Genomic DNA, 26,106 nt, shown 5'->3' with positions numbered 1-26,106 from the left:
AAAATGTGGCAATTTGAAAATGAAACAGCCGGTACGCGGCGAAGAACGGCATATCCGGATACAGTAGCTTATAAATTAAAAATCGCTGAAAGCTCAAAGCTCATAGCCCGCAGCTTAAATCAGAAATCAACAAACCTGTCCGCCGGGGCGGATCAGAAATCACCCTCTATGCTCAAAAACTATTTCAAAACCGCCTGGCGCAATCTTCGCAGAAATAAAGGATTTTCTATAACCAATATTTTTGGATTGACCATTGGTATCTCTTCTGCAATTTTTATTGTGCTATGGGTGTATGATGAACTTACGTACAACAGGTTTCAGGAAAATTATAAGAATATTTACCAGGTTATTGCTAACCGCGATTTTAAAAATCAAATTTTTACAGACAGGAGCATGGCGCTGCCTCTTGCAAAGGAACTTGAGCATAGCTCCCCGCAAATAAAGCATGCTGTTGTTACAACATACCAGCAACAAAATATACTTGCTTACAACAACAATAAGATAAAGAAAAAAGGTTATGTGGTAAGCGATCATTTCTTTGATATCTTTTCGTTTCGGTTCGTTAAAGGAAATGCGGCAACAGCATTAAAAGATCCGGGATCTGTTATCCTTACAGAAGACGCTGCAAAAGCATTTTTTGCAACTGAAGACCCTGTCAATAAAGTTTTAACGATAGACAATAACAGGAATGTAAAAGTAAGCGCGGTGGTTGAAAATCCCCCGGGCAATTCTACCTTTCAGTTTGATTGGATAAGACCATTTAATTACGACGACCCTGATACAAAAGCTTCAATGAATGAATGGATCAATTCATCATGGAATGTATTTATACAAACAACACCCGGGGCAGATACTGCTTTGTTAAATAAGACGATTACCAAAATAAAGAGGGCGCACGGTAATGATGATATCAGCAGTTATTTTGTTTTTCCGATGGATCACTGGCGGTTATACAGTGATTTTGAGACCGGAAAGAATATTGGCGGATTGATTGAGCATGTACGGTTATTTTCTGTTATTGCCATGATCATCCTGCTGGTGGCATGCATTAATTTTATGAATCTATCCACAGCAAGAAGTGAAAAGCGTGCCAAAGAGGTAGGCATAAGAAAAACATTAGGCTCAGGCAGGAAGCAATTGATAGTCCAGTTTTTTTGTGAATCATTTATTTTAACGCTCATTGCGTTTGTGCTGGCCATTATTGTTGTTGTTGTATTACTGCCGTCATTTAACTTAATGGTAGATAAGCATCTCTCCTTAAATATAATGAAACCGGCATTTTGGGTGATGTCATCGGGCGTTATTTTGTTTACTGCTTTTGTTGCAGGGAGTTACCCGGCGCTGCACCTATCATCTTTCAATCCGGTAAAGGTTTTAAAAGGAACAAAAATATCAGGCAGGCGAACAATACTGCCGAGGCATGTATTGGTTACTTTGCAGTTTGTGATTTCCATTTTGCTGATCTCTGCTACAATTATTGTGTACCAGCAGATACAACATGTAAAAAGCCGGGATGTGGGATACAATCCCAATAACCTTATAATGATCCCGTCAACACCGGATACAGACAAGAATTTTGTTGCAATAAAAAATGACCTGCTTGCTTCAGGCATTGTTACCGGTGTTACCAGAACTTCTTCGCCCATTACCGAAGTTTGGTGGAATACAGGAGCGCCGGATTATGAAGGCAAGCCGGCCAATGCGCAGATAATTATGGGCGGGCTGGCCACAGATGTTGACTTTGCAAAAGCAATGGGTGTGAAAATGCTGGAAGGGCACGATTTTACGGGAACACCTGCCGATTCAGCTTCAATGCTCCTCAATAAAGCTGCGGTTGATGCAATGAAGCTTAAAAATCCTGTTGGCATGCAAATGCGTTATGGAAGGAACTATACGGTAATAGGTGTAACAGATAATATAATCATGACTTCCCCGTACGAGCCGCCATATCCGATGTTGATGGTTTTTGATGGCAATAGCTCAAGCATGAACACTATGCGCATAAAGCCGGGGGTACCTGCTCAAAAGGCCATTTCTTTTTTGGAAGCTGTATTCAAAAAATACAATCCTTCGGTGCCTTTTGAATATAAGTTCGTTGACCAGGAGTTTCAAAAAAAGTTTACTACAGAGGAATTGATCGGTAAGCTTGCCAATATATTCTCCCTGCTGGCAATATTCATCTGCTGCCTTGGACTTGCCGGGCTGGCATCCTTTACCATTGAAAAGCGGTTTCGCGAAATTGGTGTACGTAAGATATTGGGTGCAACTGTGCAGCAATTGCTTATGCTGATCTCGAAAGAATTTTTAAAGCTTGTTATCATCGCATTTGTAATTGCTGCACCGCTTACTTACTGGCTGATGAGCAAATGGCTTAAAAAATACAATTACCATATTCATATTGACTTATGGGTTCTCATTTTGGTTGGAGCGGCCATGTTCCTGCTGGCACTGGCAGTTGTAGGCCTGAATACCATAAAAGCAGCAATGGCTAACCCGGTAAAGAGCTTAAGAACGGAGTGATGATAAGCAGCTAATCATTGGTTTTAGAGTAAGACCTAAGGAATGACTGTACTTTAAAATAAATCTGGTGTAACATGGTAATGCATTACTTCAAAATCGGGTTGCGCAATCTTCGTCAACGGAAGCTGCTTTCGTTTATCAACATTATAGGGCTGTCGGCAGGCCTTGCCTGCTTTTCTATCTTTCTGTTGTATGCAGTTAAAGAATTTAGCTACGACCGCTTTAATATTAATGCCGATAATATATACAGGGTCTACGACTGGTGGTCATTTACGGGTGAGAAAGCACGTTCGGGAATGGAGCCTTCATCTGCAACGCCATTAGGCCCGGCAATGAAGAGAGATTTACCTGAAGTAGAAAATTTTGTGAGATTAAAAGACGGTGGTGATGCTGTCAGGGTGGACGGGAAAGATCAGGCGGTGCATATTTTGTTTGCAGATCCCTCTTTGTTCTCGGTATTTACTTTCCCGTTAATATCAGGCAATCCTTCCACTGTACTGAATGAACCGCATAATATTGTGATAATGGAGGCTACAGCCAGGCAATTATTCGGCACAGATGATCCTGTCGGCAAAAAACTTTCATTAAAAACAGGTGATCACTACGAGCCTTTTACTGTTTCAGGGATAGCTGAAAATGTACCCCAAAATTCTTCCATCCGGTTTGAAGCAGTGACAAGCTTTGATAATATTCTTCAAACACCTGATGGAAAGGCCAGTATGAGCAACTGGAATATGACTATCGGTATTAATGTATACGTTCAGCTCAGGCGAAATGCGCACATAGTACCTGAACAACTGGCTGTATTCAGACAAAAATATTTCCCCGATGAAAAGGCAGGCTTTATTAAAAGTGGTTTATGGAACGGTAAAGGGCTGTCTCCGTCAGGGTATGGTTTGCAACCGCTGCGTAAAGTGCACACGGGCGTTGATGTGGACAGATGGGGTGCGGTAAGTGTAAAAGATATATGGCTGCTTGTTTGTATTGCTGCAGGAATATTGATCATTGCGTGCATTAATTTTACTACGCTTGCAATTGGCAGGTCTGCAGGACGTGCAAAAGAAGTAGGCGTCAGAAAAGTGCTGGGCAGCCGGCGGAGGCAGCTGGTGCTTCAGTTCCTTGCCGAATCATTGCTGCTTACCTTATTTTCTGCTGTATTAGGTGCGTTGATCACTTATTTCCTTCTTCCTTATTTTAATGTGCTGTCAGGTCAGGCAATCAGTTTGTCTTTCAAGGATCACCCTGAAATGATCTATTTGCTCGCGGGATTGTTGTTGTTTACCGGGCTGCTTTCCGGAAGCTACCCTGCACTCGTTTTGTCAGGCTTTAAACCAATTGAAGTATTGAGAAAAAAGATACAGGTAAAAGGCTCAAATTTTTTTATCAGGGCATTGGTCACCTTGCAGTTTGTTTTATCAATAGGGCTATTGATAGCAACAATAGTTATCCTGCAGCAGCTGTCTTTTATGCACTCAAAAAATCTTGGATTTAATAAAGAAAATGTGGTAATGATAAATGTGAATGCGGATGATAAAACGAGAGCTCTTGAATTATTTAAGCAGTCAGTACAAGCCATGCCACAAATATCCGGGATAACAAGCGGCTCAATAGGACTGGGAGCGCAGGAAGGCCAGATGGGCAGACGATATAATTTTAACGGGAAGATAAATACGGTGATAGAATATCCTGTTGATGAAAATTACCTTCCGGTGATGGGTATGCAACTGATAGCCGGACGGAATTTTGATCCTGCATTAACCTCAGATACCGTAAGCGCTGTAATTGTAAACGAAGCTTTGGTAAAGGCGGTATTGAACTCAACCTCTCCTGAGAGAGCTATAGGTCAGCAATTTAATGTGCGGGATGCTGATAAGCCGGCAAAAATAATCATTGGAGTTATTAAGGATTTCAACTTCGAGGATCTGACACATCAGGTGCGACCACAGATGTTCTTTTATCCTTCCGGTTTTCAACCCGGCAAAATATTCGTGCGTATCCACCCGGGCGACCCGGGGACAATCCTTTCTAAAATGAGATCGGTATGGAAAAAGATATCGCCTGCAACGCCGTTTACCTATAATTTTCTTGATGAAAAATTTGATAACTTTTATAAAGAGCAGCAGCGGTGGGGCAGGATCATAAGCTGGGCAGGCGGTATTTCTGTTCTTCTTGCATGTTTGGGGCTATTTGGTCTTGCATATCTGTCCGTAACCAATCGCACAAGGGAAATAGGTATCCGGAAAGTATTAGGCATATCTGCTGTTGGCGTCATTAGATTATTGTCGGCAGAATTTTTAAAACTTGTATTTATTGCATTTTTGATAGCAGCGCCAATTGCATGGTATCTTATGCATCAGTGGCTGCAGGATTTTGCATATCGCATATCAATAAGGCTGTGGATTTTTGTTGCAACAGGAATAGTGGCTTTGATGATCACGTTGATCACAGTGAGTGCGCAGGCAATAAAAGCGGCGATGGCAAACCCGGTGAAGTCACTCCGAACGGAGTAATGCAAATTTGAAAATGTAGCGGTCGGCACGAGACAAAGAAGCGTCAGACCGCGGGGTAATTTGAAAATTTGAAAATGAAACAGCCGTTACGCGACGAAAGAAAATGAGATATCCGAATGCAGGAGTTTGTAAATAAAAATTGCTGACAGCTCATAGCCGATGGCTGACAGCTCATAGCCGATGGCTGACAGCTCATAGCCGATGGCTCAAAGCTCATAGCCCACAGCCTAAATCAAAAATCAACAAATCAGAAGTCATACATCAGAAATCACTTTTTATGTTCAAAAATTATTTCAAAACCGCCTGGCGCAACATGGTCCGCAACAAAGCGTTCTCGGCCATTAATATTTCCGGGCTGGCACTGGGAATAACCTGCAGCCTGCTGATCATGCTTTGGGTACAGGATGAAAAGAGTGTTGATGGCTTCCATGCCAATGGCAGCCGGTTGTACCAGGTATACGAGCGGCAGTATTACGATGGCAAAGCGGAAGCCGGCTATTCAACGCAGGGACTCCTGGCAGATGAGCTCAAAAGAGCAATTCCCGAAATCCAATACGCCAGCGGCTTGGAATATGCAGCGGCGCCGGGCACGCTCAGTACCTTTGAAGCGCGAACAAAGATCAATAAAATGAATGGATTCTTTGCGGGCGCTGATTTCTTCAGCATGTTCAGCTTTCCTTTACTGGAGGGAAAACCGGCATCAGCATTGAATACACCTAAAGGCATTGCCATTTCGCGAAGAATGGCCGAAGCCTTTTTTGGAAGCCCGCAAAAAGCCATCGGCGAAACCATCCGTTACGAAAATAAAGATGAATTGCAGGTAACTGCTGTATTTGAAAATATACCTCCCCATTCTTCATTGCAATTCGATTTTCTGAGAAGCTGGAAAGCTTTTGTAAAAGAGAATGCATGGGTAAACAACTGGGGGAATACAAGTCCTTCTACTTATGTACAACTCACTGCCGGTGCTGATCCCGTGGAAGTAAAGGCGAAGATCAAAGATTTTGTTTACAATTACAGGCAAAAAGAAAAAGGTTTTGTTGTAGAGCTGGACTTACAGTCTTTCCCTGAAAAATACCTTCATTCTTCTTTCAAAAACGGTAAAATTGATGGTGGCCGCATTGAATATATACGCCTGTTTACCCTGGTAGCTGCTTTTATCCTGCTGATTGCCTGCATCAACTTTATGAACCTGGCCACTGCCCGTTCTGCCAAGCGATCGAGAGAGGTTGGTGTTCGAAAGGTTGTTGGCGCATCAAGGTATGCGCTGATCGGCCAGTTTACAGGAGAAGCCATGCTGCTGACATCCATCTCGGTTTTAATTGCCGTAATTTTAGCAGCCTTGCTGTTGCCGGCCTTTAATACGCTCACCGGTAAGCAATTATACGTTCCCGTTACCAGTTCCTTCTTTTGGTCGTTTTTAGCAGCGCTGCTATTGTTTACAGGCCTGGTGGCAGGCAGCTATCCGGCTTTTTTCCTGTCTTCGCTTAAGCCCGTAAAGGTGCTGAAAGGTAACCTGAGATTCAGTTGGAGCGCAACATTTTTCCGTAAAGTGCTGGTGGTTTTCCAGTTTGCGCTCTCCATTGTGTTTATTGTGGGCATGATCGTCATTTATAAGCAGATGGATTATGTTCAGTCAAAAAACCTGGGTTACGACCGGGAGAACCTGGTGTACATTCCTATAGAAGGCGACCTGGTTAAAAATTATGCCCGATTCAAAGAAGAAGCAGGCAAAATACCAGGTGTCCTCAGCATTTCAAAAATGAGAAATTCCCCCACTGTAATTGAACACCATACCACCAGCATCGGGTGGCCGGGCAAAGCACCGAACCTTGCTGTGTCATTCGCCGATGGTGTAGTGGGTTATGATTTTGTAAAAACAATGAAGTTGGAGCTAAAAGAAGGCCGTGACTTTTCGAGGGACTTCGGAACAGACTCCGCAGGTTTTTTACTGAACGAAACTGCCGCAGCGAAAATGGGATACAAAGATCCTGTGGGTCAGCCTGTGTCTTGGGGTAACCGCCCCGGGAAGATCATCGGTGTACTAAAAGATTTTCATTTCAATTCCATACACCAGTCTATCGAACCCCTGATCTTAAGGTTGGATGAAAACTGGACATGGGGCACTATACTGGTTCGTACGGGGGCAGGTAAAACCAAAGAAACGATTGCCGGGCTCGAAAAAATATGTAAATCGTTAAACCCGAAATTTCCTTTCACCTACCGGTTTTCCGATCTCGAATACATGAAATTGTATAAAAGTGAACAGGTTGTCAGCAAGCTTTCCAATTATTTTGCTTTCCTCGCTGTTTTCATTTCCTGCCTGGGCTTGCTGGGACTGGCAACATTTACAGCCGAACAACGCACCAAAGAAATAGGTGTACGCAAGGTGCTGGGCGCTTCCGTTCCCAATATTATTGCACTGCTGTCATCGTATTTTATAAAGCTGGTTTTGGTTGCTATAGTAATAGCTACTCCCGTAGCATGGTATGCAATGAATAACTGGCTGCAGGGTTTTGCATATAAGATTGATATAGCATGGTGGATATTTGCACTTGCGGGCTTGCTCACCATCGGCATAGCGTTGTTAACAGTAGGCTATCAAAGTATAAAAGCAGCGGTGGCAAATCCGGTGAAAGCGTTGCGAAGCGAATAGTACAAATGTGAAAATGCAGCGGTCGGCACGCGACGAAGGAGCGTCAGACCGCGTATCAATTTGAAAATTTGAAAATATGGTAATTTGAAAATGATGTCCGGCCGCATTCTACGGAGAAACGCCATGTCCGGATACAGGCTTTATAAATATAAGAAAGGCTGAAAGGCTGATTGCTGAAAGCTCAAAGCTTACAACTATGTTCAAAAACTATTTCAAAACCGCCTGGCGGAACATTACAAAAAACCGTTTTCATACCCTGATAAATATTTCAGGATTATCGGTGGGCATCGCTTTTACATTGCTTATTGGCGCGTACGTATGGAGTGAACTGAATGTGAACAGCGCATTAAAAAACCCTGACCGGCAGTATATACTGCAAAGCAAATGGAAAAATCCCAACCAGGGACTGGAGTTAACCACGGTTGGCCCGCTGGCTAAAGCGCTAAGGGAAACTTACCCCCATCTTGTAGCCAACTACTACCGCTGGGATGGCATTACATCGAATGTATCTAAAGGAGATAAGGTTTTCAGGGAAGGATTGCAGGTTGGCGACAGCACGATGTTAAGCATGTATGGATTCAGTGTGCTGCATGGTAACGCAAAAACAGCTTTTAATGACCCTTTTTCAGTGGTGATCACTGCGGAAAAGGCGATCAAATATTTTGGTAAAACAGATGTAACGGGAGAAACCCTGTCTATAGAAAATTTTTCCGGATCGAAGCATGATTTTATGATAAGCGCTGTATTAAAGAGCCCTGCAAAAAATTCTGTAACGATGCTGAACGACAATAACAATAACCAATTCTATATATCGGCCGATAACATCAGCTACTTTGGCAGAAATATGGACTGGCCTAATTTTTATATTGTAGGTTATATAGAGCTTCAGGAAGGTGTTTCACCCATTGAACTGGAAAAACCCATGCAGCATTTGTTAAAGCAAAATGCACCGCCGGGTGTTGCAGAGAACCTTACCCCATACCTTGTTCCTTTAAGCCGGTATTACCTGGATGCCAATAACGGGTTGATCCAAAAAACCCTGTTTTCCCTGTCGGGCATAGCATTTTTTATATTGCTGATGGCCATTGTAAATTTTATAAACTTATCGGTGAGCAGATCAGCAGAGCGGATGAGAGAGATCGGCATTCGTAAAGTACTGGGCGGACTAAGAAGGCAGTTGATCGTTCAGTTCCTGGTGGAGTCTGTGATCACTGTACTCTTTTCTACAATAGCAGCAATCTTTATATATACAGCAACCCGAAACCTGTTCAGTAATATACTGGGCAAAGAAATCCCTTCTTTAAATGTCTTTCCGTTATACTTCATTTTTATTCCGGCCGTATTAATTGTATTGATCGGGTTCCTGGCAGGCATCTACCCTTCTTTTGTTTTATCTTCCCTTAAAGCAGTTGAATCACTCAAGGGCAAACCGGGGGCAATAAAAGACAATGTTTTGTTCAGGAAATTATTAATAGGATTCCAGTTCGGCACAGCAGCGCTTGTTTTTATTTGTGCATGTATCATTACGGAACAAATGCAGCTCTTTTTTACAAAAAACCTGGGATACAATAAAGACTATATCGTGTCTGCACAGTTGCCGCGCGACTGGTCGCGTCCGGGAGTTGATAAAATGGAAACGATCCGCAGGCAATTTGCAGCAATGCCGCAGGTTAGCAATGCCACACTGTCTTATGAAGTGCCCGACGATAACAATGCCGGGCAGGTTACGCTATACAGGATCGGTTCCGATTCTGCCCATGCTGTTTCTTCACAACAGTTTACCACTGATGAATACTACAGGTCTGCTTTTAATATCCCGATGGCGGCAGGAGAATTTTTTGGAAATGAAGGCGGGCCGGTGGATGCCACTAAGATCGTTATCAATGAAACGCAGGCTAAGGCACTGGGCTGGAACGACCCGCATGATGCTATCGGCAAAGAAGTCATTTTCCAGGGATTTAACGGCTACAAAGCTGCAATAGCAGGTGTTATAAAGGATTTTAACACCGGTTCCCTGCAAAAAGCGATCCCGCCGGTTACATTCGTACATGTTAAAACCAATACCATCTTCAGGTTCCTGTCTTTCAAGCTGCATGCGGGCAATATACGTGAATCCGTAGCGGCTTTACAGCAAAAATGGTCCGTGCTTTTACCAGGCACTCCATTCGATTATACATTTATGGATGATGCCATCAAAAAATTATATACAACAGAAATACAATTACAGCAGGCTTCTTATACCGCTACCGTGCTGGCGCTTGTTATTGTATTGCTTGGCGTGCTGGGACTAATAGCTTTGAGTGTACAAAAAAGGATAAAAGAGATCGGTATCCGGAAAATCCTGGGCTCTTCGGTTTCAGCCATTATCGTCCTGTTTGTAAAAGAGTTCCTGTCAATCGTGCTAATAGCAGGATTAGTGGTTTGCCCGCTTGCCTATATATTAATGAACAACTGGCTGAATGCATACGCTTACCGGGTAGCCATAACCGGTATACCGTTTATAGTATCTCTTGCTTTTATTGGTACAGTTACCATACTGATCATTGTAGCCCGTACGTATAAGGCTGCAATGGATAACCCTGTGAAAGCATTGAGAACGGAGTGAGGTTAATTTGAAAATCGGGCAATTTGAAAATGTGAAAATGTGGAAATTTGAAAAAGAAAGTGGTGGATACGGGATGAAACGGGCGTCTGACCGCGATTTAAGTGAAATGTGAAAATGAAATGAGTAATATAAGAATATTCATTTGCTGAAAGCCGACGGCTGACAGCTCAAAGCTTAAATTATGCTAAGAAACTATTTAAAAATCATTTTCAGGAATCTGAAAACCCAAAAAGTCTTCTCCGCTATAAATCTTCTTGGGTTAACTGTTAGCCTTACCGCTGTAATATTTATATCATTGTATATACGATACGAGCTGTCGTATGACAACTATCTTCCCACATCTGATAAAGTTTACAGGCTTTATACCGAAAACTCCCGGTTAAAGGAAGATGCCAATAAATTACAATTGCCAACCGGCCTGGCTGAAATGCTTAAAAAAGAATTTCCCGAAGTAAAGGAGTTTGTACAGGTAAGCCCGGGAAGCGAGGAGTTTGCAGGAAAGAGTGGCAATATAAAAGTGAAAACGATTGATGCGGGCAATAGTTACTTCAGTGTATTTCCTTTCACCTTTATTGCAGGTAATCCACAAAAAGCATTGTCCGAAAAAAAATCGATTGTGCTTACAGAATCTGCTGCTAAAAAAATATTTGGCAACAGCAATCCTGTAAACCAGATATTAACCAACAGACAGGGCGAACCGTTTACCGTAACCGCTGTTATAAAAGACATCCCGGCCAATACGCATTTTGAAGCAGAAGCCATTGCCAGTTTAAACTACCCCTGGGCTTCAAGGCCGCTCAACTGGAAAGCATATTCGGGAATATATCAATATGTATTGTTAGAAGATAATGCTGAAGCCGGATCGCTGCAAAAAAAGTTTAAATCTGTTTATGAAAAATATGCTTTTCCTAAAGATATACAGCTCGTTTTGCAACCGCTGACAGCTATTCACCTGCATTCCAGTTTCAGCGGTGAATTAGCTGTAAACTCCGACATCCGGTATATCTATATTTTCGGACTGGCTGCACTGCTGTTATTGTTTCTTGCAGGCATTAATTACATCAACCTGTCAACTGCCCGTTCGCTGCACCGTGCAAAAGAAACAGGTATCAGAAAAGTACTCGGCATCCAAAGAAAAGGGATCATCATACAATTCCTTTCGGAAACAATCATGTTTTTCTTTTTGGCAACCACCGCTTCAATTGTATTAACAATTATTTTCTCTTCTTTCATTGCGGGGATATTACATATTAACCCGGATGTTTTTATGGTATTTGATACTGCTTCACTCCTTACTTTTTTGGGGGGAATACTATTTTTTGGAGTGATAGCCGGACTTTATCCTGCATTTTACTTATCAAAACAAGCGCCTGCATTCATTATAAAAGGAATAATAAGCAGGAATGCATTCAATGTAACATTGCGAAAAGCATTAGTGGTGTTTCAATTTGGGGTTTCCATTTTCTTCATCATTGTAACCATTGCCATTTTTCAGCAGCTCCGCTTCATCCAGCACAAAAAGCTGGGATTCAATAAAGAACAATTACTGATGATCCCTTTTAACAGGTATGGCAAAAGTGTAGAAATATTTAAAAACAGGTTGCAGCAAAATCCCGCTATAAAAAATATATCCGTTTCTTCATGGAGTCCCGGCATTGGTTATGGAGGTAGCGGAAGCTGGGATGACCGGGCAGATTCATCCAGGAAGATTTCAGTAGATATGATGTTTACAGACATTCATTTTATAAAAAGCATGGGCATTGAGCTCACTGCAGGAAGAGACTTCTCTGAAAAATATTCTTTGGATACATTAGAACCATATAATAATAAAAAGCTAAGTCCGGAAGCGCTGAAAAAGGCAGGAATAGACAGGTCAATCATACTGAATGAAACTGCTGCTAAAGTACTGGGTTTACCACAACCTATAGTTGGAATGAGATTGGACTATCCTGCGTTACAGGGAACTGTTATTGGCGTTGTAAAGGATTTCAACGGGCTTAGCCTCCATCATAAAATAGCTCCTTTAGCTTTAAAGGCAGAAGGCAGTATGACGAGCGGCTATACTTTTATTCGCATCAATCCCGGAAACGTGCATGCGACAATTGAAAACATTAAAAACGAATGGAAAAGAACTTTTCCTGAGAAATCTTTTGAAATTTCATTTGTAGACGAATCACTGGAAAAATTATATACTTCCGAAAAAAGACTTGCAGCCTTATTCAGCTCATTTGCATTGCTGGGAATAGGTATCGCCTGTCTCGGCATTTTTGGCTTGGCCTCCTATATGGCAGAACAACGTTCTAAAGAAATAGGGATAAGAAAAGTGCTGGGAGCCAGCGTTAAACAAATAGTTGACATGTTATCCAGGCAATTTCTGAGATCTATTTTCTTCGGCGCATTGATCATATTCCCGGTTGCCTGGTGGTTTTTGAATTACTGGCTGCGCGGATTTGCATACAGGATCAGCATTCACTGGTGGGTATTTGCTTTGGCAACACTCATCGCAGCATTTATCGCACTAATTACGATAAGTTACCAGTCAATAAAAGCAGCAATGGCCAATCCGGTGAAGGCACTGAGAACGGAATGAGGTTAATTTTGAAAATGAAGCGGTCGGTACGCGACGAAAGGAGCGTCAGACCGCGTATCAATTTGAAAATTTGAAAATATGGTAATTTGAAAATGATGTCCGGCCGCATTCTACGGAGAAACGCCATGTCCGGATACAGGCTTTATAAATATAAGAAAGACTGAAAGCTCTCCACTCATAGCTGAAAGCAGGTCGCTTCGCTGAAAGCCGTGGGTTACACAGGAATACCTGCTGAAGCCTTTACCCTTTGCACAGGAATCACCTTGTCTCTCATGCGATGTTTTTTAACCATCAGCCACCAGCAGATGAAAACGCCCGACGATACCAGCAGCCAGAATACATCAACCAGCAAAATATCGTGATACCCACCGGCATAGCTGACCCACGGCCAGTTGCCGGTAACCATGCCGTTTACAACGGGAATGCATATGCCGATGAGAGCACCTGCCAGCAAATTGTCGCGGCATATTTTATAGATATCCTTTTGGAACAGGAATGCTATGCTAACTGCCAGCCATAACCAGAAATAAAAGGCATAAATAAAATCCATCCCGCCGTAAGGATTGAGCTTTACAGCTATAAAAGATGCAGCAGTTACAGGGAACATGCTGAGGCAAACAGAAAGATACACTCTCGTGAGCCAGAGATTGAATTTCCGTTTTTTCTCCGGAATATTGTTTTTATCCCTCGCAACAAGCTATATCAGCACACCCGAGATGATAACAATGCAACTGCATATCCCGAGCAGGAAATAAAAAATTTTAGTAGCATACCCTCCGTAATCACCAAAATGCAGTACATACACGGCATTTTCCACCACATCCGAATAAGAAGAAGGCTCCATAGGGTCGCGGTGCTTCAGCACGGTACCGCTGGCCACATCAAAAACAAGCTCTCCCGAGCTGGTGAATTTTTTGGAAGCGGGCATCAGTCCGCCAACATGCACCTGCATGCTGGCATCGCCGTAATTTAATACCTCCACATGATTGACATCCGCTTCCTTCCATTGCTTATAGGCCCTGTCTACAAAATGATTGATATCCGGCCTGGCAGCAGGCTGTTGTTTCAGCACCAGCTCATGGCTGCCGTAACCCAGCGCTGCAAACAGCGAATCTTCGTTACCATTGTATTGCAAAGCAACAGTAGGCTTTGTAAACAACGGGTAGCTGATCAAAAAATAAGCGCCCGTTACAGCAAATACAAAAAGGAAGGGGAACGTGATCACGCCAAGCGCAGTGTGCAGATCGGTCCATACGGTTTTGAGCTTTTCCCACGGGCGGAACAAATAAAAATTAGAAACAATTTTCTTCCAGTGTACCAGCAGCCCGGTAATCAAAGCAAACAGGAAAATAAAGGCAACAATGCCCGCAATATAATATCCCAGCGGGAAGCCCAGGTTTCCTATGCTGTTTACCTGCGCCAGGAAATGCAGCCGGTATAAAAATTCGCCCAGGTCGTAAGACGCCTCATAATCTTTTGTGGCAAAGGTTTGGGGGTCAAGATAAAAAAAGCCGCCCTTCTCTTTATTGTTTACAGTGTCTTTTGATGCGGAAACATATACATTGATCTTGCTGGAATGAGGGTTGACATACAAGGATACTTCACGCCCGTAAAGGTTATATTTTTTTCAACCGTATCAACGATCCGGTTAAAATTGAGCGATCTTTTAGCGGCTATGTTATTGGGGGTATTTGTTTGCCAGGCAGCTATTTCATTCTTAAAGAACGAGAAAGATCCCGCAAAAAATATTACGAACAAAACTGCTGTAATGATAATACCGCTAACGGTGTGTGTATTAAAATAGATGTTGTAGTTCCTTAAATTCATTGCCATTGCTTTACTGCTTAACAAGCACCCGGTATATGTACGGTGCAAACAATACTGCGCCCGTCAGCAGGTACCAGGCCCATACTTTCCACCCGTTACGGGCAAGAAAAGCCACTATCATCAAAAATGCCCACATCATATAAGCCGTAAAATGCATGGTTACATACACATCTTTTTTTGACAGGAAAAGCATCACAAACTGGTGGAAGGCCGTAGTGAGCATAAATCCTCCTATAACCCCGGCAGTGATCTTTAGCGTACGTTGCACCGGCGAAGCGGTAAGATATTTTTTATTTGCAGGCATAATTAAGAAAATAGAAATTCCAGTAAAAAAATACCGGCAGAGAGTGCTGCAATATGCTTTAACCGGAGATAATACAATGGCGCTATGGCTATTGTTAAGCATCCGGCTGTCATCAGCAGCAACGTTGCGGTAAATATCCCCACCCCTGTTCCATCCTTTGCAGCCAGTATCAGAAAGCTGGCAATGACCAGTAAAATACCCACGCTTTTGGCAATGGCAGGATGTTGTTGAAGCCACTTTTCAATTGCACCTTTTACTGACAACTTTGCTTTGTGCGAAGTATTGTACAGCATAAAAAATCCTGAAAAGCAGCACAGGATAGAAACGGTATACATCATTATAAAAACGAGTGGTTCAGTGTGCAAAAGAAAATATAGTTGCCATTAATTTTGTCACCTCATTGTCAGTTTCCTTTTTTCGTAAACATGTTTCCTTATAGCGAAAGCACAACAGGGGCCCATGATCATCCCGCTTACTCCCCTGCCCCACTGGCTCTACCGGTAACGGATAACTGAAAATGCAACGATAAGATCGCAGCGTTCAACGTCACTCATTATATGCAGGCATATATGCAACGGTGCGTTGCGGCCGAAGTTTTTTCTTTGTTTTTTTCCTCTTCTTGCCCCACCACACCATAAAACCGGTAACTGGCAGGCTGGCGCAGATAAGACTACCCAGGAAATATAAGATCTTTGTAGTAAGATCGCCCACTTCACCAACATGCAGGCCGTAATTCATTCTCCTGAGCCATGCACCGCCCTTCGTGTCTTCCAGCCGCGGCGCCGATGCGGGAAGCTCGGCAAGAGAATACTGATCAAGGTATACATCTCTCCAGCTTCCCCTGTACATATCCACACATACATAAATAGCTTCGTCGGGCTCATCGGGGAAATGAACGATCACCTGGTCGGTATTGTGCTGCCCTATCTCCTGTAAGCCTTTCTGCCAGGCCTTATCTACCTGCTGCAGCATCACAGTGTTGCCTGCCAGGCTGGTATCAGATACCGCCTGTACACGCGGCTTTATTTCCCCGCCGGCCAGCCGGAATACCGTTTTGTTGAACCAGGGGAAGCTCATCATGAGCCCGGTAAATGCAATGATAACAGAAAGAATGAGCGCATAAAAACCCAGCACATTGTGTAAGTCGTAATTCACTCTTTTGAACCTGGCCTTCCATCGTATGGTAAAACTCTGCTTCACAGCTTTTTTGTTCCATCGCCTGGGCCACCACAATATTACCCCGGTTACAAGCAAAACAAAAAAGATCAATGTGCCCCAGCCTTCAATTGCTCTTCCAACCTCAACAGGCAGCCACAGATGACGGTGTCCTTCTTCCACGATATGAAAGAAATCTTCATGATCAACAACGGCGGTTATTTCAGCGGTATAGGGATTCATATACACCACCGAATCACCATCGAGCGTTAAGTGCGCTGTACGGTTGCTGCCATGATACCATACCGAATGCGCTTCCTTGCCGGGCAGCCCTTTTGCCACTGATTGGTACAATGCGGATGGCGGAAGATAAGCGGCGCCGGCAGGTTTTTCGGCATGCAGCCAGGGATGGACCATGCTTTTGATCTCCTGCTCAAATACAAGTATACACCCCGTAACGCTTACTATTAAAACCACTATTCCCGATGCCAGTCCCAGCCACAGGTGCAGCCAGGCGTTTAGTTTTTTAAGCATGCTTTATTTTACTTTTTCCAGCCGCAGGATATAGTCAATGCCACCGATGAATTCAGCACCGGGAGTAAGCGCTTCCGTGGAAGGATCGTATTGCCATATATAATCTTTATCCTCGGCATTTACAGCTATATATGCTTTACCGTCTTCCACAACAACAGCCTGCACCATTCTTTCACCCTTGTCGGCCGGCAGGTCGAGCTTTTTGATAAAGTTACCGTTCCTCACATCCACTATGGTATAAAAATGATCGAGGTCAATGGTTTCTCCCGCTACCCTTGTACGGATGATGGCCTTACCATTGCCGATATACCACATCGCAGCGCCCATGCCGTTCTCCGTTTTGGAAGACAGGTTGAAGTAGTACGATCCGTCGAGCTCGGTTTCCCCGTTTTTAATGCGGTAAATAACAGACGGAGATTCATAATCGTAGCCGCTTACCGGGTCGGTTACAAAATACAGGTCGTTGTTTTCATCTACAAAAGAAGAGGGTGCATATACAATCGGGCCGCCGGGCGTAGTGCTGCGGATATCCGAAATGTTATTGCTCAATGTCATGTCGGGATAGTTCACCACAGCAATATCCAACTCGTTATAAATCTTCATCACCGGGTACGTACTCCAGTCGTCCGAAGCAAACTGGTAGCCGATAAACAATTTTCCGGACCTGTATTCGGCAAAGCCGATACTATAATTGGTAAAGTCTGCATTCGGGAAGGCTTTAAGATCAAGCTTCCCGTTGGTAATGGTCATATCATCCACTTTTACAATCGAATAGCGTCCTTCATTTACTTCATCATCATCGGCGCCTGTTCCGAATATTACCATTGTTTCATCGTCTACCCACACATAAGAGCTCCAGTTGAGCCAGGTATATGGGATTTCCTTATCAACGATCAATGTCCCGTTTTCTACATGGTATTTGCCAAAACGGCCGCTGCCTGCATTAGCATGGTAGTAGTAGCCGTTTTTCTGCGGTACATCCTGCGCATATACTTTGCCGGTCATTTCCGCACCGTTACCCTGTATGGTAATAGTGCCTTCAGTAAGCGATGGAACATTTGCTATATAATAGGCAGTGCTCGGCCAACTGCCTATGCATACAACGGCAGCATATTGATGCTCTTCGGTGGGATCAGGATCCGGGTCCGGGTTTGTATCGTTATTTTTTTCACATGCGTTCAGCGTAGCCATTACCATACATGCACACAATAATTTAGTAACAGAATAATGCAGCTTCATTGTAGTTGATTATGAATATTAAAAAATGATGAATGTTATCTCAAAAAATACCGGAATTTCATAGAGAAAGCCCTACCGGGTTTCTGCAGACGGAAATTGTCAAAGGCAGGATTGTCTGAAAGGTTCCTGCACTCTGCGGAAATATTATACTTACCATTCTGCAAAGAATAAGTAAGAGTTGCATTGTGCACCAGTTGATTGGGAATATCCGATTTCCCATTGGCGTTGCCATACGCTTCCCAGGTAAGATAGAACCAGTGCACATACTGTGTATACCAGTTGAATTGCAGCCTTGTATCCTTGCCCAGCAGGTCGTTTTTACCAATGCTTAAACCTGCATTGCCAAACAACCACGGCTGGTTTGGTATTTTGTTGAGATAGGTTGCTTCGGGGGTGCTGGATGTTGTGCCGCCGAACTTTGTAGTATTTACCGCGTTCTGGTAAGTAAGGTTTACGTTAAAAGAAAGCAGGTTCATATAATCGTATCTCAGTTCGGCTTCCATCCCTGTGATCCGTACGCTCGATTTGTTCTCATTTTTCAGCGCTTTTGATCTTTGATCGGGAACGGGGTAAATAAAATCCGCCGCATTGCGGTAAAATCCGGAGGCTTCGATATAGAACCTGTGGCGCTCCCGGAGTGTTTTTCCATAATACATGCCCACATTAAAATTATTGCTGTGCTCCGGCTTCAGATCGGGATTGGGCTGCACGTTTAATCCATCGCCAAATACTTCATCTACTTCCTGCAGGCGGAATGCCTTTTCATAGGATGCCTTTACGCCCCATTCAGGAAGTATCTTGTACCGGGTAGCAATGCCATATCCATAGTTTGGCTGGCTTTGGCTTATAGCAGTATACTCATTGTTGATCCACTTATTGGCGGTAAGGTTAAGCCCGTAATATTTCCCGAAAAATGTATTCACCCACCGCTTGTCCAGTAATTCCTGCTGGTAAGCCAGCCCTGCAATTTGCTTGTTCAGGAGTCCGGGCTGCGGATCTTCTGATGTTACAAGCTCATTATAATTTTCATTTTTCACCCTGTCAATTGTATAATTGAAATTAACGGAGTGCTGTTCGTTGATAGCATAGCTGAGGTTGGCTCTTGCAAAAGTTTTCGGGCGGCTCATACGTGAAAGGCTTTTGATGGAATTCATCTCGGATGATGATTTAACGGTCCAGGTTCCGTCCCAGTAATACTGCCGGTATAAGGTGTCTGCCGTTAAATAACTGTCACGCGACTGTGAAGCAAAGATGTTCAGGCTGAGCCCGTGCACAAACAGGTTGTCTTTTTTATACCGGAGCGATCCGCTGAGGGCACTGCTCTTGCGCGTCACGTTCCCGTATACGATCGTTTGCTCAAAACCCGTTTGAAGATCCTGCATCCCCTGTGAATAGCCTACGCCGAGGAACAATGCATCCGCCCATTTTTTTTCTGCCAGCCCTATCTCAATTTGTCCCATGGCCGACTGATACCGGTCATGAAAACGTTTTGCATCGGTTCGTACAAAAACGGCTCCGTTGAGGTCCGTAATTTCATTGCCATGCCTTACGCCGCCTTCCAGTATCTCCACATCCTTCATCGTGTAATTGTTACCGGAATAATTATAGAACGCCGTTCCCTTTACCTGGATGCCCGTTTTTTGATGCGTATACTGCCCGGTAAATGATGCCCTGTGCGTGTTGAATGATCCATAGCTGTAGCTTGCATCAATGTAATTGGTCTGCTTTTGCGAAGTAATGATATTGATGGCGCCGCCCATGGCATCCGATCCCAGGTGAACCGGCACCACACCTTTATATGCTTCAATCCTTTCCGACAAATTAACAGGAATGTTATTCAGCGACATGGCGCTTCCCAGTACTTCAACAGGCACGCCGTCTATAAAATATTTGACCGATTTGCCCGACAGCCCGTTAATGGAAAAATTGAAATTGGATCCCAGTCCGCCCTGCTCACGTATACGGATACCCGTGGTAAGGTTCAGCACCTGGTTGATATCGGCAGTAGTGTTGGCAAACTGTTTTGTTTCCACCACATTTACCGAAAAGCCTGAATGTTTAACTTCCCGTGCCTTGTTGACAGCGGTTACGGTTACATCCTGCAGTTGCCTTTCATCCTTTGCCAATGTGAATTCGAGGAGCTTTGATGCGCCCGGTAACACTTCCTGTGTTTGGGTTAGATAGCCCGAATAAGATACAACGATCGTTACTTTCGACTGCCCCACGCGACTCAATTCAAAATACCCCTTTTTGTTGGTCACGGTTCCACGCTCAGTACCCCGGATAATCACCGTGGCGTCAGCTATTGGCCCATCGGCATTTTTAACATAGCCGCTTATGCCCGACCTGTGCTGGGCGTTTATACTTTGCAATATGCTGCAAAAGCAGATCCCCTAATAAAAAGGAGCGTATCGTCATGAAACAGGTTGTTGTTGAATGTTGAAATGGCAGGCTGTGCGATCAATTTTCCGATATTGGATTAAACGGTGGCGAAAGTATATGCAATGCAACCAACAGGCTTACGTAAAACGGAAAATATCTTTCGAAAAAGGTAAAGAGCTTCAGTATTAGCTTTTGATGACAATAGCATGACAAATGAAGCGGCCGGCACGCGACGAAGGAGTGTCAGACCGTGGGTTAATGTGAAAGCGTGGAAATTTGAAAACAGAGAAATGCAGCAGCAACTACATTTAAAAAAAATTGCGCCGACTGAACCGCCGGCGCAACAATAAACCTGATCTTTCTGCACTAATTCGGCATAAAAACGGGTTCGGCATGCTCTTTCTCCCATTTCTGCATTGCATGTTCATGCGGCACATAATCTTCCACCATCAGTTCGTCTATATTTTGTTTTTTCTTTCTGCCGTTGATGCGGTTAACGATCTTATCGAACACAGCATACATTACCGGCACCACCACAAGCGTAAGGAACAATGAGCTGATCAGTCCGCCAATGATCACCCATGCCAGGCCATTTTTCCACTCGGCGCCCGCACCCCGGGCGAGGGCAATGGGCAGCATACCTATTACCATTGCGATGGTAGTCATCAGGATCGGGCGCAAACGGGCATGGTTCGCATCTATCAACGCCTGGTAAGTGCCTGCCCCCTCCGCTTTACGCTGGTTGGTAAAGTCAACCAGGATGATCGCGTTCTTCGCCACCAGCCCGATCAGCATGATCAGGCCCAGAATGGTGAACAGGTTAAGTGAATTATTGGTGAGCGCCAGGGCAAGAAAGGCCCCAACGATGGCCAGTGGAATGGAGAACAATACCACAAACGGGTAAACGAAGCTGTTATACAAGGCCACCATGATCAGGTATACCAGCACAACAGCCACAACCAGCGCAATGCCCATCGAACCAAAACCTTCGCTCTGGTTTTCCATATCACCACTCCATACATAGTTCACACCTACGGGACGTGATAACTGATCGAAACGTTTCTGCCATTCGGCAGCAACCGTACCGGACGGGCGGCCTACCACCTGCGATTGAATGGTAACCGATGTGCTTTTATCTCTGCGCTCCAACTGGCTGGGTCCGCTGGATTCTTTTACCGCTGCAAATTGCGAAAGGCGTATCTGCTGCCCCTGGTCATTTACAAAAAGCAGGTTGCTTACATCATCAATGCTCCGGCGGTTGAATTTGTCATAGCGGATATTGATATCATATTCATATTCACCCTGCCGGAATTTGCCGTCGGTATTGCCGCTGAAAGCGGTTTGCATGGTGGTACCCACATTGGCAAGGGTCAATCCCAGCGCGGCCATTTTATCCCGGTCAACCTGCACATTGATCTCAGGATTACCTGCTTCTACCGATAAACGCATTTCCGTAGCACCCGGTACCTGCCTGAGCTCGGCCATAGCGGCATTGGCAAATGTGAGCACACTGTCCAGTTCCGGGCCGGTCACAACAAGCGCCAGCGGCGCGTTCTCTGCTGTTCCCAGTATGCTCACCTGAACCGTTTTCACCTTCGCTCCTACGAGCGTTCGCTGCAGCTCACGCTTTACTTTTGCTGCATATATGCCTGATTCATCTGCTCTTTCGGTTTTAGGCACCAGTTGAACATTGATCTCTGCCTTGTAAGCAGACGACCGGGAAGCCATTACCCCGTCGCTGCTCTGGCCAACGGTAGTGATCATTTTTGTGATCTCAGGCTTATGCTTTAGATACTCCTCTGCTTTTTGGGCCATGGCATTGGTTTGCTTAACAGACGCGTCTTTAGGCATCTCTATCTGCACGAGGAATTCACCACGGTCACTCTTTGCAAAAAACTCCGCGCCGATAAAACCTGCACCTACCAATGCAAATGAGCCAAACAATAATGCTACCATTACAGCCAGGGTGGTTTTCTTATGCGCCAGGCACCATTTCAGGATACCGGTGATCCAGTCGGTAAAACCGGACAATCCCTTTTCAAAGGCAACTATGATCTTCCCGAAGAATGTTTTGCCTGTGATCTTTTCTAGCTTCCCGAATCGTGAAGATAACCACGGCACTATGGTGAAGGAGCTCAGCAACGACAGCAGCGTAGCAATTGACACCGTAACACAGAACTGCTTAAGAATATCGACAGCCAGGCCGGTGCTCAATGCAATAGGGATGAAAACCACTACGATCACCAGCGTAATGGAGGTAACCGTAAACCCGATCTCTTTTGTGGCATCATAGGCAGCACGCACCCTGTTCTTTCCCATCTCCATATGCCTGTAGATATTTTCCAGTACCACTATCGCGTCATCTACCAGTATGCCTACCACCAGCGACAGCGCCAGCAAAGACATCAGGTTGAGGGAGTAGCCCAGGAGGCTCATGCCGATGAAAGTAGCGATGAGCGAGGCCGGGATAGCCACCATTACAATAACGGCATTGCGTACACTATGTAGGAAGAATAACATCACAAAAGCCACCAGCACGATAGCCAGTATAAGATCGTGCATCACCGCATTGGCGGATTGCAGCGTATATACCGAGCTGTCGTTGGCAATATCCATCTTCAATCCGGCACCGGCATAATCGTTTTGCAATTGCTCAATGGCAGCAGATATCTTTTCACTTACGGATACCGCGTTTGCATCGGATTGCTTGATGATCTGCAAGGCAATGGCGCTCTGCTCATTTACCCTTGCCAGCTTTTCAACATCCTTTTGCGCATCCTGTACATCCGCGATATCGCGGAGGCGTACCTGCACGCCATTTTTACCGGACACTACGAGGTTGCGCAATTCTTCTACCGAATTGTATTTTCCTGCCAAACGGATAAGGATGTCCTGCTGGCGCGTTTGTACGCTCCCGGTAGGGAAATCAAGATTGGAAACCAATATAGCATTCTGCACCTGGCTTAATGATAACCCGAAACCCTGCAATTTATCTGCATCTATATCTACCTGTATTTCTCTTTCCTGTCCGCCGATAAGGTTAACCTGGGCAACCCCCTGAACACGCGATAAAACCGATGCGATGCGTTTGTCTATCAGATCATAAAAATCAGCCTCGTTTATTGTACCGGTTGCAGACAACGTCATCACCGGCAGATCATCTACCGAAAATTTATTGAGCGATGGCGGGTCAACATCATCAGGCAGATCGCTCAAAATGGCGTTTACCTTACGCTGTGCGTCATTCAGCGACAGGTCAACATCCGTACCGCTGTTCAGTGTAATGGTAACAAGAGAAAGGCTTTCAAAGGACTTTGTTTCAAGCTTTTTGATATTTTCCATAGAAGACACCGCATCCTCTATTTTTTTGGATACCGTGTTTTCTACTTCGGCCGGCGATGCTCCCGGATAAACAGTGGTTACCGTTACCACGCCCGGGGAGAATTTCGGGAGCAGCTCATAATTGAGCGAGCTGTAACTTAACAGGCCACCCAGTATCAATACTGCAAACAGTACGATCACCAGTGTTGGCCGTTTTATGGATATTTCTGCAATTTTCATTGAATTGTTTTTTAGTAAATCACTATATGCTATTGCACTGCTGATATTTTAGTCCCGTTGGAAAGATTGATCTGCCCGCTGGTAATTACAGCTTCACCTTCGCTTAACCCCTGCAGCACTTCTACCTGGTCGCCCGTTATTCTTCCGGAAACTATTGTTTTTAATACTGCGGTACTGTCCTTTCCAACGGTGAAAACCTGGTTGCTGCCAACACCGCCGATAAAAGCGCTGCGCGGTATTACCATAACAGGAGCTGCCGAAGGAAAGCTGAATACGGCAGTGCCATACATGCCGGCCCTGATCATATTCCCGGGGTTAGCATCAAGCGCTATTTCCATCGGAAAGCTCAGGCTGTTGTCTGCCTTGGCGGCAATAAAAGTGATCTTTCCTTTAAATGATTTATCGGGAAATACACTTACCCTGATATCCACATCATCGCCCTGCTTTAATTGCGCTACCTGGTTTTCTTTAACGGCTACCTGTAATTTCAGTTGTGATACATCTACGAGCTCAAACATCTGTGTGCCCGGGGAAACCACGGCGCCGGGTTCAATAAAACGTTTATTCACCACACCATTGATTGATGATCTTACATAGGTATCGGCTACACGGAGTTTCGCCTGTGTTAACCTTGCTTCGGCATTGGTTAAAGCCAGTGTTGCCTGGTCGAGCTGCTGCTGTGTAACGCCACCTGTTTTAAATGCGCTTTCATAACGTGCTTTATCGCTCAGGGCATTGTTGTAAGCAGCCCGGGCGCTTTCCACATCCACATTCAACTGATCGGCTTTAATAACAGCAAGCGTTTGGCCTTTGCTTACCCAGCTGCCTTCATCAACCAGCACGCTGGTAACCCGTCCGGAGTTTTCGGCCGAAAAATTCAGTTGCTGTGAAGGAATGAAATTTCCATTGGCGGTGAAGTCATGTTGCAACGGCTGGCGATTTGTTGTTGCTATTCTTACAGCAACACTGCCATTTGTTTGTGCTGCTATTGCGATTTTAGCGGCATTCTCCTTTTTGTTTTTCATGAGGGTGGATCCGGTAAATATAACCGCAGCAGCAAGGATCACAATAGTGATCAGCGTGCGTACAATTGATTTCTGTTTCATTCGTATATCTGTTTATTTTTTATTGGTCGAATGCCCGCCTGACCGGACGGGCAGGGAACGTCCCCATATACATACTCCTGTGTGAAGGAAATTTGTTCATGGGCGTTTCATATTCTGTTGTTGGTTTTTTAATAATGACCTGAGTTCTCCTTTTGCTTTGGTAAGTTGTATTTCTGCCAGCTTATAATCCAGCAATGCCGCTGCATAATTGTTGTTGGCTTCTGTAAGTGAAGTTTCTGCATCGAGCAGATCGGTTAATGGCGCCAAACCATTGTTATAGTTATTTTGGGTATGTTCAAAAACCTCTTTTGCCAGGTCTACGTTTATCCTTTGATTGTTTAGGATCACCAGGTTGTTCTGTATCTGTGTTTTTGCATTCTCGAACTGGAGATTTAAAGAAAGCTTTGTTTGATCAACATCTTCCTTAAACTTCCGGATCGCCACATCTGCCTGGCGGATGCGTGAGCGGGTTGCAAACCCGTTAAACAAAGGCACTTTAAGCGTTACACCGGCGGATGCATAATCGAACCAGTTTACGCCGCTGCTACCACCCGATTTTCCCATGGGAAAGGTGTTGCCCAGTGTCTGGTAGCCATAATTGCCCGATAATGAAAGCGAGGGATAATATTCTGCTTTGTAACTTTCTTTCTGGTATTGCAATAGCTTTTCCTGCTGGTTCAGCAATTTAAGCTCTGTACGGTTGCTCAGATCAGGCATATCGGCAGCGTCAGCCAGGCGGGGCTGAATAGAGCTGAAATCAACATCCGGCAATTGTATAGCAGTTTGTATCGGCATGCCCATAGCATATTTCAACTGATTTTCATACAGCATTACCGCGTTTATCAGTTGCTGGCGCCTGCTTTGCAGGTTTGAAATATTCACCGCTACCCTGCCCAGGTCAATTTTTCTTGCCAATCCTGCATCATATTGTCCTTTAATGATGCCCTGTACTTTTGTTGTAATAGCAATCGTGCTGTCAACCAAACTGATCTTATGACGCTGCACCAATACCTGGTAATAATTACCCGGCAACCTGTTCTATCAATTGCTCTTCGGTGAGGTCGGCATTGATCTGGTAGTATTCCCGTGTAGATCTTGCCGCCTTTAAGCCGGTAAA

The 26,106-nt window shown here is 44.5% G+C and carries 16 protein-coding genes; 5 read left to right on the top strand and 11 right to left on the bottom strand.

What is annotated here, in order from left to right; translation table 11 throughout:
* Nucleotides 1-168 precede the first annotated feature (168 nt).
* From PLH26_RS00990 to PLH26_RS00970, 5 genes are all read left to right on the top strand, one after another.
* Nucleotides 169-2,520, top strand: a complete 2,352-nt coding sequence (locus PLH26_RS00990; RefSeq protein ID WP_324584104.1) for an ABC transporter permease — start codon at nt 169-171, stop codon at nt 2,518-2,520.
* 80 nt (nt 2,521-2,600) lie between these two features.
* Nucleotides 2,601-5,030: an ABC transporter permease gene (locus PLH26_RS00985; protein WP_324584103.1), complete on the top strand. Its 2,430-nt coding sequence runs from the start codon at nt 2,601-2,603 to the stop codon at nt 5,028-5,030.
* A 277-nt stretch (nt 5,031-5,307) separates the two neighbouring features.
* Nucleotides 5,308-7,686 (top strand): ABC transporter permease, encoded by a 2,379-nt coding sequence (locus PLH26_RS00980; protein ID WP_324584102.1) that lies wholly within the window; start codon nt 5,308-5,310, stop codon nt 7,684-7,686.
* Between the two features lie 196 nt (nt 7,687-7,882).
* Nucleotides 7,883-10,291 (top strand): ABC transporter permease, encoded by a 2,409-nt coding sequence (locus PLH26_RS00975; protein ID WP_324584101.1) that lies wholly within the window; start codon nt 7,883-7,885, stop codon nt 10,289-10,291.
* Between the two features lie 181 nt (nt 10,292-10,472).
* Nucleotides 10,473-12,881: an ABC transporter permease gene (locus PLH26_RS00970; protein ID WP_324584100.1), complete on the top strand. Its 2,409-nt coding sequence runs from the start codon at nt 10,473-10,475 to the stop codon at nt 12,879-12,881.
* Between the two features lie 214 nt (nt 12,882-13,095).
* Here the strand turns inward: PLH26_RS00970 and PLH26_RS00965 are convergent, their stop codons facing one another.
* From PLH26_RS00965 to PLH26_RS00920, 11 genes are all read right to left on the bottom strand, one after another.
* Nucleotides 13,096-13,512 carry a hypothetical protein gene (locus PLH26_RS00965; RefSeq protein WP_324584099.1) on the bottom strand — a complete coding sequence of 139 codons (417 nt, stop codon included), beginning with the start codon at nt 13,510-13,512 and terminating at the stop codon, nt 13,096-13,098.
* Nucleotides 13,513-13,578: 66 nt separating this feature from the next.
* Nucleotides 13,579-14,475 (bottom strand): PepSY-associated TM helix domain-containing protein, encoded by an 897-nt coding sequence (locus PLH26_RS00960; protein WP_324584098.1) that lies wholly within the window; start codon nt 14,473-14,475, stop codon nt 13,579-13,581.
* On the bottom strand, nt 14,412-14,708 hold the full coding sequence (locus PLH26_RS21680) for a PepSY domain-containing protein (RefSeq protein WP_502876355.1): 297 nt from the start codon (nt 14,706-14,708) through the stop codon (nt 14,412-14,414). Before PLH26_RS21680 ends, PLH26_RS00960 begins: the two co-directional genes overlap by 64 nt.
* 10 nt (nt 14,709-14,718) lie before the next feature.
* Nucleotides 14,719-15,012 (bottom strand): hypothetical protein, encoded by a 294-nt coding sequence (locus PLH26_RS00955; RefSeq protein ID WP_324584097.1) that lies wholly within the window; start codon nt 15,010-15,012, stop codon nt 14,719-14,721.
* 2 nt (nt 15,013-15,014) lie between these two features.
* Nucleotides 15,015-15,350 carry a hypothetical protein gene (locus PLH26_RS00950; protein ID WP_324584096.1) on the bottom strand — a complete coding sequence of 112 codons (336 nt, stop codon included), beginning with the start codon at nt 15,348-15,350 and terminating at the stop codon, nt 15,015-15,017.
* A 208-nt stretch (nt 15,351-15,558) separates the two neighbouring features.
* Nucleotides 15,559-16,701, bottom strand: coding sequence for a PepSY-associated TM helix domain-containing protein (locus PLH26_RS00945; RefSeq protein WP_324584095.1), 1,143 nt, complete (start codon nt 16,699-16,701; stop codon nt 15,559-15,561).
* A gap of 3 nt (nt 16,702-16,704) precedes the next feature.
* Nucleotides 16,705-17,940 (bottom strand): DUF4374 domain-containing protein, encoded by a 1,236-nt coding sequence (locus PLH26_RS00940; protein ID WP_324584094.1) that lies wholly within the window; start codon nt 17,938-17,940, stop codon nt 16,705-16,707.
* Nucleotides 17,941-17,975: 35 nt separating this feature from the next.
* Nucleotides 17,976-20,312, bottom strand: a complete 2,337-nt coding sequence (locus PLH26_RS00935) for a TonB-dependent receptor (RefSeq protein ID WP_324584093.1) — start codon at nt 20,310-20,312, stop codon at nt 17,976-17,978.
* 376 nt (nt 20,313-20,688) lie between these two features.
* A complete protein-coding gene (locus PLH26_RS00930) occupies nt 20,689-23,883 on the bottom strand; it encodes an efflux RND transporter permease subunit (RefSeq protein ID WP_324584092.1) in 3,195 nt (1,064 codons plus the stop codon).
* Nucleotides 23,884-23,912: 29 nt separating this feature from the next.
* Nucleotides 23,913-24,989: an efflux RND transporter periplasmic adaptor subunit gene (locus PLH26_RS00925; RefSeq protein WP_324584091.1), complete on the bottom strand. Its 1,077-nt coding sequence runs from the start codon at nt 24,987-24,989 to the stop codon at nt 23,913-23,915.
* A gap of 96 nt (nt 24,990-25,085) precedes the next feature.
* Nucleotides 25,086-26,021: a TolC family protein gene (locus tag PLH26_RS00920; RefSeq protein ID WP_324584090.1), complete on the bottom strand. Its 936-nt coding sequence runs from the start codon at nt 26,019-26,021 to the stop codon at nt 25,086-25,088.
* Nucleotides 26,022-26,106 lie beyond the last annotated feature (85 nt).

This window comes from Agriterribacter sp. (assembly GCF_035444585.1).
Classification (GTDB): domain Bacteria; phylum Bacteroidota; class Bacteroidia; order Chitinophagales; family Chitinophagaceae; genus Agriterribacter.
This window is presented reverse-complemented; position numbering and strand designations above follow the sequence as displayed.

What these genes read in the sequence shown, in the direction of transcription:
- PLH26_RS00990 (WP_324584104.1), top strand. Translation starts at nt 169, where the DNA reads ATGCTCAAAAACTATTTCAAAACCGCCTGGCGCAATCTTCGCAGAAAT.
- PLH26_RS00985 (WP_324584103.1), top strand. Translation starts at nt 2,601, where the DNA reads ATGCATTACTTCAAAATCGGGTTGCGCAATCTTCGTCAACGGAAGCTG.
- PLH26_RS00980 (WP_324584102.1), top strand. Translation starts at nt 5,308, where the DNA reads ATGTTCAAAAATTATTTCAAAACCGCCTGGCGCAACATGGTCCGCAAC.
- PLH26_RS00975 (WP_324584101.1), top strand. Translation starts at nt 7,883, where the DNA reads ATGTTCAAAAACTATTTCAAAACCGCCTGGCGGAACATTACAAAAAAC.
- PLH26_RS00970 (WP_324584100.1), top strand. Translation starts at nt 10,473, where the DNA reads ATGCTAAGAAACTATTTAAAAATCATTTTCAGGAATCTGAAAACCCAA.
- PLH26_RS21680 (WP_502876355.1), bottom strand. Translation starts at nt 14,708, where the DNA reads ATGAATTTAAGGAACTACAACATCTATTTTAATACACACACCGTTAGC.
- PLH26_RS00955 (WP_324584097.1), bottom strand. Translation starts at nt 15,012, where the DNA reads ATGCCTGCAAATAAAAAATATCTTACCGCTTCGCCGGTGCAACGTACG.
- PLH26_RS00950 (WP_324584096.1), bottom strand. Translation starts at nt 15,350, where the DNA reads ATGATGTATACCGTTTCTATCCTGTGCTGCTTTTCAGGATTTTTTATG.
- PLH26_RS00945 (WP_324584095.1), bottom strand. Translation starts at nt 16,701, where the DNA reads ATGCTTAAAAAACTAAACGCCTGGCTGCACCTGTGGCTGGGACTGGCA.
- PLH26_RS00940 (WP_324584094.1), bottom strand. Translation starts at nt 17,940, where the DNA reads ATGAAGCTGCATTATTCTGTTACTAAATTATTGTGTGCATGTATGGTA.
- PLH26_RS00930 (WP_324584092.1), bottom strand. Translation starts at nt 23,883, where the DNA reads ATGAAAATTGCAGAAATATCCATAAAACGGCCAACACTGGTGATCGTA.
- PLH26_RS00925 (WP_324584091.1), bottom strand. Translation starts at nt 24,989, where the DNA reads ATGAAACAGAAATCAATTGTACGCACGCTGATCACTATTGTGATCCTT.